The organism is Citrobacter sp. HN-141 (assembly GCF_033341895.1).
Classification (GTDB): Bacteria; Pseudomonadota; Gammaproteobacteria; order Enterobacterales; family Enterobacteriaceae; genus Citrobacter.
In genome coordinates this window covers 32,088-50,009 of sequence record NZ_JAWPBF010000004.1, presented here as the reverse complement: position 1 = coordinate 50,009, position 17,922 = coordinate 32,088, and the positions used below count along the sequence as shown (strand labels likewise).

The 17,922-nt window shown below is 53.7% G+C and carries 11 protein-coding genes; all 11 read right to left on the bottom strand.

The window, feature by feature from the left end:
• Positions 1-62: 62 nt before the first annotated feature.
• The 11 genes from recD to ptsP all read right to left on the bottom strand — a co-directional run bounded on the left by recD (position 63) and on the right by ptsP (position 17,913).
• The gene (recD, locus tag RYZ59_RS06290) at positions 63-1,898 is read right to left on the bottom strand and encodes an exodeoxyribonuclease V subunit alpha (protein ID WP_318045700.1); all 1,836 of its coding nucleotides are present in this window, start codon (positions 1,896-1,898) and stop codon (positions 63-65) included.
• Positions 1,895-5,440 (bottom strand): exodeoxyribonuclease V subunit beta, encoded by a 3,546-nt coding sequence (recB, locus tag RYZ59_RS06285; RefSeq protein ID WP_318045699.1) that lies wholly within the window; start codon positions 5,438-5,440, stop codon positions 1,895-1,897. Before recB ends, recD begins: the two co-directional genes overlap by 4 nt.
• Complete coding sequence (gene ptrA / locus RYZ59_RS06280) at positions 5,433-8,321, bottom strand: pitrilysin (RefSeq protein WP_318045698.1); 2,889 nt, start codon at positions 8,319-8,321, stop codon at positions 5,433-5,435. The genes recB and ptrA overlap by 8 nt, the downstream gene beginning before the upstream one ends.
• Positions 8,322-8,499: 178 nt before the next feature.
• A complete protein-coding gene (recC, locus tag RYZ59_RS06275; RefSeq protein WP_318045697.1) occupies positions 8,500-11,868 on the bottom strand; it encodes an exodeoxyribonuclease V subunit gamma in 3,369 nt (1,122 codons plus the stop codon).
• A gap of 12 nt (positions 11,869-11,880) precedes the next feature.
• A complete protein-coding gene (locus tag RYZ59_RS06270) occupies positions 11,881-12,204 on the bottom strand; it encodes a prepilin-type N-terminal cleavage/methylation domain-containing protein (RefSeq protein WP_318045696.1) in 324 nt (107 codons plus the stop codon).
• The gene (locus tag RYZ59_RS06265; RefSeq protein ID WP_318045695.1) at positions 12,189-12,596 is read right to left on the bottom strand and encodes a DUF2509 family protein; all 408 of its coding nucleotides are present in this window, start codon (positions 12,594-12,596) and stop codon (positions 12,189-12,191) included. Before RYZ59_RS06265 ends, RYZ59_RS06270 begins: the two co-directional genes overlap by 16 nt.
• Positions 12,593-13,156, bottom strand: coding sequence for a prepilin peptidase-dependent protein (locus RYZ59_RS06260; RefSeq protein ID WP_318045694.1), 564 nt, complete (start codon positions 13,154-13,156; stop codon positions 12,593-12,595). Before RYZ59_RS06260 ends, RYZ59_RS06265 begins: the two co-directional genes overlap by 4 nt.
• Entirely contained in the window at positions 13,147-13,617 is a 471-nt protein-coding gene (locus tag RYZ59_RS06255) for a prepilin peptidase-dependent protein (RefSeq protein ID WP_318045693.1), read from the bottom strand. Before RYZ59_RS06255 ends, RYZ59_RS06260 begins: the two co-directional genes overlap by 10 nt.
• A gap of 183 nt (positions 13,618-13,800) precedes the next feature.
• A complete protein-coding gene (thyA, locus tag RYZ59_RS06250) occupies positions 13,801-14,595 on the bottom strand; it encodes a thymidylate synthase (RefSeq protein WP_137382695.1) in 795 nt (264 codons plus the stop codon).
• A gap of 6 nt (positions 14,596-14,601) precedes the next feature.
• Positions 14,602-15,477 carry a prolipoprotein diacylglyceryl transferase gene (gene lgt / locus RYZ59_RS06245; RefSeq protein WP_048213109.1) on the bottom strand — a complete coding sequence of 292 codons (876 nt, stop codon included), beginning with the start codon at positions 15,475-15,477 and terminating at the stop codon, positions 14,602-14,604.
• A gap of 189 nt (positions 15,478-15,666) precedes the next feature.
• A complete protein-coding gene (gene ptsP, locus RYZ59_RS06240; RefSeq protein ID WP_115642935.1) occupies positions 15,667-17,913 on the bottom strand; it encodes a phosphoenolpyruvate--protein phosphotransferase in 2,247 nt (748 codons plus the stop codon).
• Positions 17,914-17,922: the final 9 nt, after the last annotated feature.

Below are 17,922 nucleotides of genomic sequence, written 5' to 3'. Positions count from 1 at the left end.
AATGCCTTATCCGGCCTACCTCGCTGGCACCGTAGGCCTGATAAGAAGCGTTAGCATCGCCATCAGGCACACTGCAGGCCGTCATTAAATAATGCTGACAATCCGCTGCGGCGTTCAGTGCGCGTAGCAATGGCGCTACTCAAAATCCGCTCATCGGCATACAGCGACAAGCGGCGGCGGGCACGGGTCACCGCGGTATAAACCAGCTCGCGGGTAACCACGGGGGAATGCTGGCTGGGTATAATCAACGCCGCATGGTCAAACTCAGAACCCTGAGATTTGTGCACCGTCATCGCCCAGGTCGTTTCATGCTCCGGCAAGCGGCTGGGTTGCACCGACTTAATCGAACCGTCCGGCAGCGCAAACCATACCCTCAGCCCTTGTCCACGATCGAGCGCAATGCCAATATCACCGTTAAATAACCCCAGCGAACTGTCATTGCGCGAAATCATCACCGGCCTTCCCTCATACCAACGACTGTGCGTCGAACGGGGAATTTTACGTTTTTGCACCATCGCCTGCTCAATGCGCTCATTCAATCCGCTAACGCCAAATGGACCTTCGCGCAGTGCGCACAGCAACTGATAATCATTGAAGGCCTGAATAATGGTGTCCGGCGCTGCCCCTTCACGCAGTAAATCCAGGTAGCGACCATACCCCGCCAGCGCTTCATCCAGCATCGCGGCATAATCTTCACTGCTGCGTAACGTGCGTTTTTCGATATCGCTGAATCCCTGCTGGAAAACGGTTTTAACCGCGGTCTTGTCACCCCGATTAATGGCCGCAGCCAGTTGGCCGATGCCAGAATCACTGCCAAAACGGTAACTCTTTTGCAGCAAGCATAAACTGTCACGTAAAGACGCGGCCTGAGTTCCGGCTCCCGCTGGAATGGGACTACCGGTCAGCCGACTGAGTTGTTTGGCACGTTCCGGGGTAAATCCGTCATTCACAAATGCACAAATGTCCCCCAGCACCGCCCCCGCCTCAACGGAGGCAAGCTGGTCACGATCGCCAAGAAAAATCACCCGTCCGTGCGGCGGTAGCGCTTCAATAAGGCGCGACATCATCGGCAAGTCAATCATCGAAGCTTCATCCACCACCAGCACGTCCAGATGCAGTGGATTACCCGCATGGTGGCGCAGACGCTGGCTGCCTGGCTGTGCACCTAACAATCGGTGCAGCGTACTGGCATCATCGGGAATACGTTTCTTTTGCTCATCGGTCAGCGGTAACTCACGCAGTGCAGCCCCCAGCGATGCCGTCAGACGCGCTGCCGCTTTTCCCGTCGGCGCCGCCAGACGGATACGACAACGCTCCCCCTCCGCCATCTGAATCAATGCTGCCAGCAGCCTGGCTACCGTTGTCGTTTTACCGGTGCCTGGTCCCCCGGAGATCACCGATATACGGCGGGTCAACGCCACAGCCGCCGCCACTTTTTGCCAGTTAACGCCCTCCGATGATGGGAAGAGCGCTTCCAGCGTGCGGATCAACCGAGGCTCATCCACCTCAATGGCCTGGTTTACCTCACTGAAAAAACGGGCCACCGTGCGTTCGTTATTCCACATACGGTTCAAATACAGGCGATTGTCATATAACACCAGCGGCGTTGGCTGTTCGCCGTGACTTACCGCAGCGGAGGCCAGCAGACATTCCGCCCAGTCTTCCGGTTCACCGGCCTCGCACAGCCAGGCGCTCAACAGCGGATGGGCATCTTCGCGTAAAGATAGCCGGGAAAGCGGTAAACAAACGTGCCCCTCGCCCGCTTCACGGCTAAGCAGAGCCGCCGCCAGCGTAACGGCTGGGCTGTCGTTTCCGGCAACCGCCAGCGCAAACTGTGCATCCAGAGGACGGAGCTGTTTTTGCTCTACGGCCTCCAGCAATCGTTTCTGGATTGTCATTGCATCTCCTCCAGTACCGCACCGGCAAACATCTCGTCCATCAACGCGATCAATTCTCCGTCTGGTCGGGTGGCGTAAATTCCCTGCTGCGGATCGTCGCCGTCAACGCCGCGCAGGAAAAGATAGATAACGCCGCCAAAATGGCGTTCATAGTCATAATCAGCGATGCGATGGCGCAGATAACGGTGCAGCGCCAGGGTATACAACTGATACTGCAGATCGTAGCGGTGCGCCTGCATGGCTGAGGCCATTGCCTGTTGGGTATACGCAGAACTGTCTTCACCCAGCCAGTTTGACTTGTAGTCGAGCAGGTAATAGCGCCCCTGGTGGCGGAACACCAGGTCAATAAACCCTTTCAGCATGCCGCGTACCTGCATAAAGTCCAGCGGCGGGCAGCCGGCCGAAAGAGGATCGTATTTACGGATCACTGCATCGAGCTGATCGGCCAGCAGCGGTTGCGAAATCGGCAGGTAAAACTCCATCTCCACCTGTTTTTCACGCGCAGAAAGATCGCTCAAACTCACACCGGTTTCATTGAGCGGCGCATGCAAAATAGTATCCAGCCACTGCGTCAGAACGGGCTCCCAGTGCGCGTCATATCCGCCAAGCGCGAGCTTTTCTTGTACCCACACTGGCTCAACCGGCTGGGTGAAATCCAGGTCTTCAAACAAGCTATGCAAAAATGTCCCTGGTGACGCACCGCGAGGAAACTGGTGTGGCGTAAGGCCTGATTCCTCAATGGCTTCACCGACGCCTGCCGCGTCGATATCCAGACGTGGGATCAGATCCTGTGCAATACCATGCCCACGCTGTTGCAGACCGGAATAGCTGGTAACACGCCAACTGTCACCAGGCGTTCGTTGCAGCATTTTTGCATTCAACGTAGAGCTGGCGGGCTGTACAACCTGCCAGCGCTCACCATCCGGTTCATTCGGCGTCAGGCAAGCGATATCCTCACCGCACAGCGCCTCAATAGCGCTACGCAGACCTGCAGCATCCATTGGTTCACCCCGTTGCAACAGGCGACCAAGAGCACTTTGATGCACATCGGTATCCCCTTTTTTATCGCTCCGACGGCGGACCAACGGCGCCACGCCAAGGCTGCAGTGCCAGACCGAGCGGGTAAGCGCGACGTAAAGCAAACGCAAGTCTTCTGCCAGGCGTTCTGCCTCTGCCAGCTCGACGCTTTCGTCCGCTTCGCTGAGATCCAGCACGGCTTCAAACGAACTGCGATCGTGATAGAACGCCTGATCCTGGACGCGGAAATTGGTGATAAATGGCAGCCAGACCAGCGGATATTCCAGCCCTTTTGATTTATGGATAGTGACGATTTTGACCAGATGCTTATCACTTTCCAGCCTGAGCTGCTGGCTGGACGCATTACTGTCGGGCTCCAGAATATGTTGCGATAGCCAGCGTACCAGCGCATGCTCGCTTTCCAGTTGCGATCCCGCTTCCTGGAGCAGTTCGCTGATATGCAAAATGTCGGTCAGACGGCGTTCGCCCCCTGCCGTTGCCAGCAGGTTTTCCGCAATATGGCGAGCGGACATCAACGCGCGCAGCATCGGCATCACGCCGCGTCGATTCCAGATCTGTCGGTAGCTATCAAATTCCTCAACAACCGCATCCCAGGCTTTTTCGTCAGTATTCAGCGCTTCAATATCCTGCGCATTCAATCCCATCATTGAGGTTGCCAGCGCACTACGCAGCGTATTTTCACGCTCCGGCGTCATCACTGCCTGCAGAACCCACAACAGTTCCTGCGCTTCCAGCGTATCAAAGACGCTGTCACGGTTAGAAAGATATACCGATGGGATGGCCAGTTGCGTCAACGCATCGCGTACCAGCGCCGCCTCCTGGCGGCTGCGCACCAGTACGCTGATATCAGATGCGCGTACCGGCCTGGACGTTTTACCGCTGACCAGCAACGCTTCGCCAGAGTGCCCGGCTTTAAGCCAATCGCGAATTTGTGTCGCGCACACCTGGGCCATAAAGCTCTGATAATCCCCCACGCCACAGCTGTCCCCTTCCATCAGCCACATACTCATCGCCGGCTGAGTTTCCCCTTCCAGCACAAACCGTAGCGACTGATTTTTCTCTGCGGATCTCACCGGGCTAAAAGGGATTTCGCGGAACATAAAAGCGTCGCTCATCTGGCTGAACAACGTATTGACACTGTTGACCATGCCTGGGGCCGAACGCCAGTTAGTATCAAGCGTATAGTGCGCGCTGACTTCGCTACGCGCCTTCATGTAGGTAAAAATATCCGCGCCACGAAAGGCGTAAATAGCCTGCTTAGGATCGCCTATCAGCAACAACGCTGTATCCGGTTGATGCTGCCAGATACGACGGAAAATACGGTATTGCTGCGGGTCGGTATCCTGGAATTCATCGATCATCGCCACCGGAAAACGGGTACGAATGGCCGCCGCCAGCGCATCGCCGCTTTCGCTACGCAGCGCCGCGTCCAGGCGACTGAGCATATCGTCAAAACCCAGCTCACCGCGTCGGCGTTTTTCCTGGGCGACCGCCTCGCGGATTTCCGACAATGCCCGGGTGATCACCAGATCGCGGATTGTCAGCGGTTCACTCAGCAATTCATCAATCGCGACAAACAGCGGATGTTGAGGGGTTACACCACCAGCTTTGGTGCGGTCTTCCAGAAAACGCTGAGAGAATTTCTCCAGTGCGTCAGGAAGCTGGTAGCTCCGGGTTTCTTCCTGTGCCCAGGCACTGATCTTTTCGATCCACTTGCCCTGATTACCACGATTAAATTTACGCCGGTCGATCCCGGATGCTTCCAGTAGACCGTCCAGTTCAGCGACGGAATCACGCCATTGTTGCTTAATCTGGTCGATACGCGTCAGAATTTTTTCGTGCCGGGCGGCCAGCGTTTCATCAGCTGGCGGTGGTGCTTTAATCACCGGGGATTCACCCTGCAGGTAGCGATCGATATCCCTTAGCAGCGCCTGTGGACCTTTCCACGTTTCAAAAACAACCTGTGCAATGTCGCGAGACAGCGGGTAACAATGTCGACGCCAGAAGTCTGCGCAGGCCTGATAGCGCAACAGCGATTCATCCTCAATCAACTGCTGTTCAAACAACATGCCTGACTCAAAGGCATTCAGACTGAGCATGCGCTGACAAAAGCCGTGGATGGTAAACACCGCGGCTTCATCCATCTGTCTTTCAGCCAATAACAACCACCATGCGGCCTGCTTTTTATCGGCGATTTCTTCCAACAAACGGGCGTAGAGCGGGTTATCCGTGGTTTCACGCAGGCAGGCGATGCGTAGTTCATGAATGTTGCTACGAATTCGACCTCGCAACTCTTCTGTCGCAGCTTCTGTAAAAGTAACCACAAGCAGCTCTTCGACAGTCAGAGGACGAGGAAAGGCGGCAGAGCCGCCCAGTCCTAGCAGTAAACGTAAATACAGGGCGGCGATGGTAAAGGTCTTACCGGTGCCTGCAGAGGCTTCAATCAGACGCTCACCCGTCAGGGGCAAGCGTAGGGGATCAAGGGGCTCAGCGGCATCATTCATTCTTATCACTCATCAGGGGTAAGGTTTGCTGCAACGCGCTGACGGTCTGCCACACTTTCCAGCCTTCCGGGTGCACATATTCTGCTTTCCCATTCTGGCTACCGGAAACCTGTGACAGTATCGCCATGCCTTGCGGCTCAACCACCGCCTGATGGAAGAAGTCGGCAAGCTTTTGCGGCGTCAGCAGTTTAATCTGAGCCACGATTTTATCACGTGAATCGAAGCGCATATTGCCGCGATCGAAATCTTTGCTTAACTGAGAGGCTTCGGCCCCCAAAGTTTGCGGAGCCTGCAGCATTTGCGCGATGATCGCCTGCTGAATTTGTGCGAACTCATCAGCATTCATCGCCCGCAGCTTCGCTTCCGCCGTCGGGAAAAATGCCTTATAGCGTTCCCAGAGATAGGACGGTTGCTTGTCGCTGCTTTGCAACAGGAAGCCCATTCCCCACTGGCGGCCAACGCTCATTGGGAAAGCAAAGACGGCATAACCTAATTGCTCTTCAGTACGCAGTTGATTATAGAACCACGGTTGAACAATCTGTCCTAGCATCGCGCTGTAAGCCGAGCTGGTGTACTCGTCATAGCCGGTGGGTACAAACACCGCCGCCAGCGCTGAATCCGTACTACTGCCCGCTTTTTCAAAGATGACAGACTGCTGCTTGTCTACCACAACATCTTTGTTTCGGCACCACTGTGAGCCGTTCGCGCCAAGCTGCTTCTGGATATCCCGAGCCATGGTTTTCGCCTGAGTTTCACTCATATTGCCGATCACCAGGAATTCGGGACGCGCACCGGCTTTTAAGGTGTCACGGTAGGCCATCACGTCTTTCAACGTAATAGATGGCAACAGCTCACGACGTTCATCACGTGAGAAGTACGGTACCTGAGACAGCATCTGAACCGGCATGATCGCCTGATCGTAAGCTTTGCCTTTCTCCGCAGAGTCCATCATCTGGGCGTACCAGGATTTCGCCTGTTCCAGCTGTTCATCTGTTGAGGTGTAACTGAAATAACCGCCCAGCAACGCCTGGAAAAGCTGCGGCAAACGTTGGGTGTAGCCGTTAGCGTTAAGCATTAACCCGTTGTTAGCATTGGTAGAGAAACCAATTCCACCAACAGATGCCTGGTTACTTAACTGGTCGAGTGCAATACCCGCCAGATAATCGTTCAGGGCGAATAAGACCTGGTTTCTGGCGCTGTCCATCGCTTTCGGGTTACGCAGTATCACGCTGACATCAACCTTTGGCTCGCTGGCAAAATATTGACTCGGGGCATACACCACGCGTAAATCAGGCTCATCAACGATCAGCTCCGGATGAGCATATTTTTTATCCGTCTTAATCAGCGTGAAATCATCTGGAATATACGGGTTCAGCTCCGGCAACGACAGCGCAATGCCCTGCGCTTTTTGCTGCCAGTCGGCGAATGTTTTCTCACTGATTTTATCTACCTGATAAGGCGCATCGACAAAATAAGCGGTTTTATTGTGTGGCTCTTTCTCACTGATATACCAGATACGCGCATTCTGCGGCGTCATCATTGCCAGGCGTTGCTCAACGGCTTTGCCATCGTACCGGTCGGCAATATTCACTGCATCGAGCGTATGCTCGACAGGCACGCGGATCATGGTATCGGCCAGCCATTCCACATAGTCCATATCACGAGTGATGGAGGGGTAACGGAAGTCGAGATCCAGCACGTGCGCCAGCTCGTCAAAATAGCGTTTATCGACACCTTTTTCACGTAACAAATTGATATAACTAAATATTGCGGCGACAACTTCATCTCGATTTGCCAGCCCTTTGTCGGTTAACGTCGCGGAAATCGCTAACACACCGCTGTTGCCATTAACGACAGGATCGGAGTCCGCACGAATGCCCTCAACTAATCCCTGCTTTTGCAACCAGTCAGACAACGTTCCCGGGCTACGATTACCAATCAGGTAGGTCACCAGCTCATCGGTTTTGCTGCGAAACTGTGCGCTGTTGTTATCGATACGAAACTCAACGCGCAGCACTTTACGCGGCATTGCCGGAACATAGTGGATGATGACGCCCTTTTGCGCGTCAGTGACAACCGGGACGGTTATTTCCGGTTTTTCGATATTTCTGTTCGGTACGCGTCCAAAGGTGTCAGCCGCTATTTTCGCCAACTCTGGCAACGGTTTATTGCTGTAAATCACCGCCTTCATCAGGTTAGCTGAGTAGTACTTTTCATGGAATGTCTGTAACGCTTTCAACACCGGGTTGCCCGGCTTATCGCTCAACGTTTCCAGATTTCCGCCGGAGAAACGCGAGCCTGGGTGCGCCGGGTTTATAGTCTCCGCGCTCACCTGCGCCATACGCATACCATCGCGGGTACGCGCCAGCGTCAGCTCAGAATTAACGGCATTTCGCTCGCGATCGGCATATTTTTTATCCAGCAACGGATCGGCAATCGCATCGGCCAGGCGATCCACCGCCCCGACCAGCGCGTCATTTTCAACTTCAAGATAGAAAGCGGTGCGGTAAGGCGCAGTGCTGGCATTGTGGCTACCACCGTGCATTTTCAGGAACTCGGCCAGGCTGTCCGGCTGTGGATATTTTTTCGACCCCATCAGACACATGTGTTCAAGGTAATGCGCCAGCCCCTGGTGATCGTCCGGATCTTCCAGCGAGCCGACTGGCACCACCAGTGCAGAGAGAGATTTCACGGCCTGAGGATCGGATACCAGCAACACGACCATACCATTATCAAGGCGCACGGCCTGATACTGGCGGGTATCTTTATCGCTTTTACGGATGGTTTCAGCTAAAGGCTGCCAACCAGTATCTGCCTGACTTACGGGCGCCCAAAAGGCGACGAACAACAGTAATGCGCTGAACCAGGTGCTGCGGGGCATTCACAAACCTCATCATTAACGTATTCACCTGTTCACTGCAAACAACGCATTTAGCGTGGTCTGAACAGGGCAAGACTCTGTGCTGAACGCGTCAGCCTCTTCTCTTTGTAAGAATCAGTCCGTGACAGAAAGCGCATCATAGTGGAAGCCATCAAATTGCGCAATTTTTATACAATCGTCACGACTGATTAAATCGAAAAATCGGTAACAGATAACGCTGAGACTGTAAAACAATAGTCTCCAGAGTTTCAGGCTCCAGTTGACGCCACAGGCGTTGATACCAAATATCGTCACCTTCACCACGTACCATCATATTGCCTTCATAGGCTTGCAAAAACTTACTGCGCGCTTTTTGCAACGTATCATCGTCATCTAACATGGCATCATTTACGGCGTCATAACAGGTTTTTATCCACGCCCCACCACTTTCCGGTAATACCAGTAGCGGTGACGACATGCCTTCCCGATATCCCTCAATAAGTTGCGACAGATACTGTAATGCCTGCTCTGCCTCCAGTGGCGGGAAACGCCACTCGCCGTCTTTGCGTAAGAACAACCGGCTTTCTCCCGCGCCGCCACTGGCACAATAGACAAGATGTTCCAGCCAAAGTTGCACTCCCTGCGAAACGCTTATCAGAGATGGGCGCCAGCGCAACAATCCGTCTTCCTGTACCTGCGGGAGCCAACCCGTTATTTGTACGCCATTACAGGTCAGGTCGATTTCCATGCTTTGACCAGGCTGACGACAGGCAATAATGCGCTCAGCCAACGACTGCATCTCCTGGTGTTGTGTATCCCAGAGAATTTCACCAAATGCACCATAGGGAAGCGACCCCGCCGCACGGAAGCGGCGGAACAAACGTTCTGCATCGTGTTCTTCGACTAGCGTATTAAGCAACTGCTGATTAAGCTGATAGCGGCTAAGCCCTTCAAGGATAAAGGGTTCAGTTTCCGGGATCTCGCTCTCTTCAGAGCGGAAATTTACCCTCAGGCGCATCTGGAAAAACGCCCGTACCGGATGAGCCCAAAAGCGTTGCAGCGTTTCCAGCGTCAGGGTTTCAGGCATTTCAAAGGGAAGAGGCTGGACAAAATCCGTGTGCGCTTTGCCTGACAGGCTTGCCGCTGGCAACCACTCGCGGGCATAACTTTGCTGCTCACCTGGCAGATAGTTTTGTGCATCAAAGGGCATACGTGTATGTAAACGGGTAATGTGCGCTTTTACTTTCGCTTCACTTTGATCGCTTGTGAGTAATTCATCGCCCGGCAAATAGTGGCTTTGCCCAATGTAATCCATAAGTTCCTGCACCAGCACCGACGGGAAGCGCTCACTGTTATCCTGAATTGAGCGGCCGATGTAGCTGATATAGAGCGTTTGCTGCGCCGAAATCAGCGCTTCCAGGAACAGATAGCGGTCATCATCACGGCGGCTTCGGTCACCACGCCTCGGTTTTTGGCTCATCAGATCAAAGCCCAGCGGCGCAAGCTGGCGCGGATAAACGCCATCGTTCATCCCAAGCAGACACACCACCTTAAAAGGAATGGAGCGCATCGGCATCAGCGTACAGATATTGACAGGCCCAGCCAGGAAACGCTGGCTGATTCGTTCCTGATCGAGTCGCTGTGCCAGCTCATCACGCAACAACGAAAGCGGTATGGCACCGTCATACTCGGCTCCCAACCCTTCGCCAATAATGGCCTGCCACTGCTGTTCAATCAGCGTCATCGCGGCTTCGGTATCAGCATCCGGCAGGAAGAAATCATTCAGCATTTCGCGACAAACAGGTAGCCACGCCTCCAACGGGCGCTCTACTGCCAGCTCCCGGCGCCAGAGATTAAGCTGCATCAGCAGCGAGGCCAAATGCCCGACTAACTCGGCAATCAAACCACTGGACTCATCATAGGGCAATACCGACTGCCACTCACCCTGTGCGCTTTCCATCGCATAGCCCAGCAGCATACGTGTTAAACCAAATTGCCAGGTATGCTGGCCAGTTGGAGGAAGCGCGAGTTCGCGCACGTTGTCGTCGTCAATGCCCCAGCGAATCCCGGATTCATTGACCCACAAACGAAGATAGCGCAACCCTTCTTCATTGATGTTGAAACGCGCAGCCAGCACAGGCACATCCAGTAATGCCAGCACATCCTCCGAGACAAAGCGGCTGTCCGGTAGCGAAAGCAGGCTAATAAACGCCTGTAAGACAGGATGAGACTGACGCGCCCGACGATCAGAAATAGCATACGGCAGGTAACGATCGGCCGGGGCACTGCCAAAGACAGCCTGAATAAATGGGCTGTAGCTGTCGATATCCGCCACCATCACGATGATGTCGCGCGGCGTCAGCGTTGGGTCCGCTTCCAGCATTGCCAGCAATCGGTCGTGGAGTATTTCCACTTCGCGCTGTGGGCTATGGCAGACATGGAAAGACACGCTGGTATCATTTGGCTCAAGCAACCGTTTATTGTCGCTACGTGAATACTCCTCCAGACTGACTCCCGCCACAGCCCGACTGTCCAGCTCAAGAATATCTGACTGAATATTATGCAAAAGGTTATCAGGGGTGATATCGACAAACGCATCCAGCTCCTGGCTGTTTTCCAGTTCCGAAAGCAGATATATGTAGTCACGTCCGAGTTTTCCCCATGAGGCCAACATCGGATTCCCCACATCCTGCTCGCCATCGCTGTTAAACAGTCCTTCAGCATTCTGACTATCGCGAAACAGCGGTAAATGTCGTTCTTCAAAGCTATGCCGACGCTGACGCGCCAACAGTTTAGCCAGATAAGCGGGGTCTTTAATATCTCCCCAGTAGTAACGACAGGGATTGGTAAAAAGCAGATGAATATCAATGTGCTTACCCAGCGCTTGTAATGCCTGCAGATACACGGGCGGTAGCGCGGAGATACCACAGATAAAGACGCGCGAGGGCAAGCCTTGTGGGCAGTCAGACGTACTTTCCAGAGTCTGAATAAACCGCTGGTATAAATTGGCACGATGCCAGCGTGGCTGTCCCAGTTCAGCCGTGTATTCCACCAGCGCTTTCCACAATGGCGCTTGCCAGGCCTGAGCGTCTCCTAATCCTTCCACCAACTGCCCCGCCTCCCACTGCGTCAGCCATTCAGGACGGTAGACTAAATACTGGTCGAACAAATCCGCGGCGCGTGATGAAAGCTGAAACAGCTTACGTTTGTCTGTGTCGTCGGTGAGATAGTGGCGTAGCAGTGCGAAATCATCGTTATCCAGCAATTGGGGTAGCAGCGTCATCAGCTTCCAGCTCATGCTCTGTTTGCTGAATGCGCTCTCTTTTGGGATATCCGGCAATACGCGCACAAACATATCCCAGATAAAACTCGCTGGCAGCGGGAAATCAATGTTAGCGGCAATACCAAACTTCTGTGCCAGAGTCATTTGCAACCACTGCGCCATACCGGTGCTTTGAACCAGGATCATCTCGGGTTCAAAGGGGTCGTCCAGCCGCTGGCGCTCAACGATATATTCCATCAACGCTTCCAGCACATCCAGACGATTGGAGTGGTAGACCCTTAACATAGCGACTCCTGACTACTGACGATTTGGGCAGTGCAGTCGTGTCATCTGACCCTGCCTGCCCAGAGGGGAAGTAATTTTAACATTGATGCTGACACATCCCGCTACCGTTGTCTGCATTCGGTTAATTTGCCAGTTTAAAGGTGGTGAAAACACATGCAACTGCGTTTGCTGCCAGGCGTGATGCCACAGTTGTTGGTACTGGCTTCTGACTAAAAAACTCTTCATTAGCGCCCGCTGATACCCAGATAGGGCGGTCACGATCATTACCATCAGCACCATTGCCAGCATCACTTCCGGCAGGCTAAAACCACGCTGTCTGTTCAGGGTATCAGACATAGCGCCAGCTCCTTTAACGGACAGAAATCGCTCCAGCCATGCGCTGAGAATTCGATAGTACCCTCGATAATCATCCCCTGACGCCATAGCGATATACCTTCATATTGCGCAATAAGTAGCACAAGATCGTCGTCGAACACACGCAGGCAGACTGCCGCCCCCTGCGTGGAATAGCGTCGACACTGGGTTGCCATCTGCAAGCTCCAGGGCTGCATACGAGCCCATTCCATGGCGGATTGCACCACTGCCTGATGTTGTAGCGACTGGCTTTCTGTTGCCACCCGCGACGCAAAACTCGCCTCCTGTCGGCTCACGCCTTGCAGCAACAGACTGCCGAGTACCAGGAGTAAAAGTACCATTGCAAGCGATGAAACACCTCGCTCGCGGTTCACAGGTTGAACCCTGTGACGCCATAGAATGCCTCAATGACCTTTTGAGGATCGGCGTTGCTTCTCCCGCGCAGGTGCAACGAAAGCACTGGCGCAAATCCGCTGATATTCAGGCGTTCCACCTGAAATACCTCAATCTGAATAGAATCCGGATCGGTCATTTTATCCCAACCTTTTCCCACGCAGGTTGTCGCGCCACGCAAGGTTTCCAGCACCTTATCTTGAACACGAAACCCAACGGCATCGGCCTCCTTTGCCAGAATATCTTCCCAGACACCGTTGCTGTTGGCATCCCAGCGTGCAATGACACAGTCTCCCGCGGCTGATATCATCAGCCCTTCTCCGATACAGTTTCCCCGACAATAGCCAGCCCGCTGGAGATGCTTCGCCACGGTATAGATCCGCTGCCAGAGCTCATCTTCAAGCACCAGCTGACGAGTGTTATGCAAAATCTCGCGCTGCAGCGCAGGTAAAAATCGCGCAGCGCTGAGGAGTAAAATGCTGCTTATCACCATAGCGATAAGCACCTCAAACAGTGAAAAGCCACGTTCACTTACCGACATTGATCCGCCTCACCGCGTTCGCAAAGCCTGATTCGTCCCCAACCAGACACCACCACACGCCATTCACCTGCAGCATTCTTCAGGTAGATATGCCCGGCCCATGCGGTATTACGTAGGCCGAAAAAAGCCAGTGACGGTGTTATCTCTGCCATCTCGACATCAGCCCAGAGTGGCGTAAATATCAACGGTGAAACAGGCTGACACGACGTTTGTGACGCCGCTGAACTTGCCAGACACCATGTTCCCCCTTCGCGGAGCACGTTGATGACGTGATCACGATTGCGCCAGTTAGCATCTTCACGCAATTGCAGCAGGTAATCCCGCACCTGGCTGGCTGTTTGCCATAACCGCTGCTGCTGTTGCCAGCGCTGCCAACCGTACAACCCCGATGCGCCAAGCGCCGCGACAATCAGCATTGCAATCAGGGTTTCGAGAAGCGTGTAGCCTTGTTGTTTTTTCATGCCGTCAGTATGGCGTGAGAGAAATTAATAACGAGGGGGAAATTCAGCTTCTTCGGCAAGCTACGGAGAATATTTATCGCATTGCATCACGTTACAAAATTTCAGGAATCAGCGCCGCAGAATGGAATGTAAGGCAAAAAAAACCGACGCGTAAGGCGCCGGTTGTGACAGGATTAGCCCCGATCAGATAGCGACCGGTGCTTTAATGCCTGGGTGCGGATCGTAACCCTCAATGTCGAAATCGTCGAAACGATAGTCGAAAATTGAATCGGGTTTACGTTTGATAACCAGCTTCGGCAGCGCGCGCGGTTCACGGCTAAGCTGCAGATGTGTTTGATCCATATGGTTGCTGTACAGGTGCGTGTCGCCGCCTGTCCAGACAAAATCACCGACTTCAAGATCGCACTGCTGCGCCATCATGTGAACCAGCAAGGCATAACTGGCAATGTTAAACGGCAAGCCGAGGAACACATCGCATGAACGCTGATACAGCTGGCAAGAGAGTTTGCCATCCGCCACGTAGAACTGGAAAAACGCATGACACGGCGCCAGCGCCATTTTATCCAGTTCGCCGACGTTCCACGCGGAAACGATAATACGACGGGAATCCGGGTCGTTTTTCAACTGGTTCAGCACCGTCGTGATCTGGTCAATATGACGGCCATCCGGTGTTGGCCATGCACGCCACTGTTTGCCGTACACCGGACCTAAATTACCGTTCTCATCAGCCCATTCATCCCAGATTGAGACGTTGTTTTCATGCAGGTAGGCAACGTTGGTGTCGCCCTGCAAAAACCACAACAGCTCATGGATGATCGAGCGTAAATGGCAGCGTTTAGTCGTAACCAGAGGAAACCCTTCCTGCAGATTAAAACGCATCTGATGGCCAAAAATGGAAAGCGTTCCGGTTCCGGTACGGTCGTTTTTCTGTGTGCCTTCATCCAGCACTTTTTGCATCAGTTCTAAATACTGTTTCATGGTTCCTCAGGAAACGTGTTGCTGCGGGCTGCGACGATACGCCCAAACCATCATAATAATACCTGCGACAATCATCGGGATAGACAGGATCTGCCCCATGCTGATGTACTGAACCCATGTGCCGGTAAACTGCGCATCCGGCTGGCGGAAGAATTCGACGATAATACGAAACGCGCCATAGCCAATCAGGAACAGACCGGAAACCGAGCCCATCGGACGAGGTTTGCGAATAAACAGGTTAAGAATGATAAACAGCACAACCCCTTCCAGCGCCATCTCATAAAGCTGTGAGGCATGGCGAGGCAAAGAGCCGTATGTGTCAAAAATAGACTGCCACTGCGGGTTGGTTTGCAGCAATAAAATATCTTCAGTGCGGGAGCCTGGGAACAACATGGCATACTTGAAGTTCGGGTCGACGCGCCCCCACAGTTCACCGTTAATAAAGTTACCCAGACGGCCTGCGCCCAAACCAAACGGAATCAGTGGAGCAATAAAATCAGAGACCTGGAAGAATGTACGCTTGGTGCGTTTGGCGAAGATAATCATCACCAGAATCACCCCGATAAGCCCGCCATGGAAGGACATGCCCCCATCCCAGACGCGGAACAGATACAACGGGTTATCAAGGAACAGCGGGAAGTTATAGAACAGCACGTAGCCAATACGCCCGCCGAGGAAGACCCCGAGGAAGCCTGCATAAAGTAAGTTTTCTACTTCGTTTTTGGTCCAGCCACTGCCCGGGCGATTAGCCCGGCGCGTTGCCAGCCACATCGCGAAAATAAACCCCACCAGATACATCATGCCGTACCAGTGAAGCGCGACGGGTCCAATTGAGAAAATGACCGGATCGAAATCCGGAAAATGCAGATAGCTACTGGTCATCTGTCACCACAAGTTCTTGTTATTTCGCTGAAGTCAGACAGCAATTGATAAGCGCGCCTGCATAATGCAGGCGCTCCAAAGGTGCGAATGATAGCACAAGGGGATCGCAGCGGATGCCGGGAAGATGTAAAAGATCTGTATAGCTAATCTTTACCCCCGTATTGCCTGATGGCGCTACGCTTATCAGGCCTACAATCCTCCGCGAATCAATCCTCCCATGCCACGGCGCTCCATAAAGGCCGCCACCTGATGGCGTACTTCCGTCGCCAGTTGCGCTTCCAGGCTGCGCTGCGCCAGCGTTTGCGCTTCGTCAAAATCGATATGGCGCAGCAGGTATTTCACACGTGCTACAGAACGCCCGTTCATCGATAAATGACGGAAACCAAGCCCAATAAGGATGGTCACGCACATCGGGTCACCCGCCATTTCACCACACAAGCGCAAATCGATGCCGCTTTTCTCCGCCTCCTGCGCAATCATGGCCAGCGCACGTAACATCCCCGGATGCAGGCTGTCATAAATACTGGCAACGCGCGTGTTGTTCCGATCGACAGCCAAAATATACTGGGTCAGATCGTTGGTCCCAACCGAGATAAAATCGATCCTGTTTGCCAAATGCGGCAGCATAAACACCATCGACGGGACTTCCAGCATGATGCCAATGCGTGGTTTTGGGATCTCGTAGCCGATCATCTCTTCCACTTCGCGTCCGGCACGTTCTATCAGGCGTCGCGCTTCATCCACTTCATCAATACTGGTCACCATCGGCAGTAAAATGCTCAGGTTTCCGGTTGCCGCATTCGCACGCAGCATGGCGCGAACCTGGATCAAAAAGATCTCCGGTTGATCGAGCGTTATGCGGATCCCTCGCCAGCCAAGGCATGGATTCTCTTCGCTGATGGGCATGTACGGCAGTTGTTTATCGGCCCCGACATCCAGCGTACGCAGAGTTACGGGCTTATCGTTAAACATCTGCAGCATGCCCTGATACTGCGCAACCTGCTCTTCTTCAGATGGAAAGCCGCTTTGCAGCATGAACGGAATTTCAGTACGATACAGCCCGATACCGTCAATTCGGCTACCCAGCTTCTCTTCATGTTCCGGACTTAGCCCCGCGTTGAGCATCACCTTCACGCGCTCGCCGCTTTTCAACTGTGCCGGTTGATTAACATCATCTTCCGCCAGACGGCTCAGTTCGATCTCTTCACTAATGAGACGCTGGTATTCCTGGATTAATACCGGCTCCGGATCAACCAACAGTTCGCCACGATAGCCATCCACCACCAACGTGCGGCGGTGCAACACAGACGGCTGGATATCAGCCCCCATTACGGTCGGGATCCCCAGCGCACGGACCATAATCGCCGCGTGAGAGTTGGCGGCACCATCCCTGACGACAACCCCTACCAACCGGTCCTGGGGAAGTTCCGCCAGCGTAGTGGCAGACAGCTCATCCGCCACCAGCACGAAACGTTCCGGCCAGGCATTCGGTCCCTGAACAGAGTCATCAAGATGGAACAGCAAACGCTGCCCCAACGCGCGCAAATCCCCGGCGCGTTCTTTAAGATAGTTATCGCTTAGCGCGGCAAACTGTTCGGCAAACTTCTCAATGATCGTTTTAACCGCCCACTCGGCCACCGAGCCGTTATCCACTTCCGCGAACAACTCGCGGCGCAGACGGGTATCGGAGAGCAGGTGCGAATAGAGATCAAAAATTGCCGCCGTCTCTTTCTGTGCCCCGGCAGCAAAACGCTTACTGTAGCGGCGAAATTCATTCGCAGCTTCTTCCAGTGCGCCCGTCAGACGTTCACGCTCAAGCACCGGATCCAACGTTGAAGCCTGATACACCTGCTCCATCAGCGGCAGCGTGGCATCCTGCCAGCCTTCAGCGATTGCCACACCGGGAGCGGCAGGCAACGCACGGATACGCGTTTGCCGGTATTGCCCAAATAGCGCGGTTAACTGCGACTGAGACAGAATAGCGGCCATTTGTGTGGCAAGCGTGACCAGAAAAGATTCTTCGCTTTCGTCGTACTGCCGCAACTCACGTTGCTGTACCACCAGGACGCCTAATAACTGGCGTCGCTGGATGATCGGTACGCCTAAGAACGCACGAAAACGTTCTTCTTTCACCGAAGGAATATACTTAAAGCTGGGGTGTTTTTGCGCATCGGCGAGGTTGATAGGTTCCGCCAGCCTGCCAACCAGGCCAACGATCCCTTCATCAAACGCCAGTGCAACAGTGCGACCGCGTGGTTTTTTAAGCCCTCGGGTCGCCATCAGGTAATAGCAGCGTCGGTCGTGATCGGCCAGGTAGACCGAGCAGACCTCTGTATCCATCGCAAGACAGATGTCAGTAACCAGAATATTCAACGCCTCATTGAGACGTGGGGCACTGGCCACCTTTTCGACTATTTCGCGCAGGCGGGTGAGCATAATTTGCGT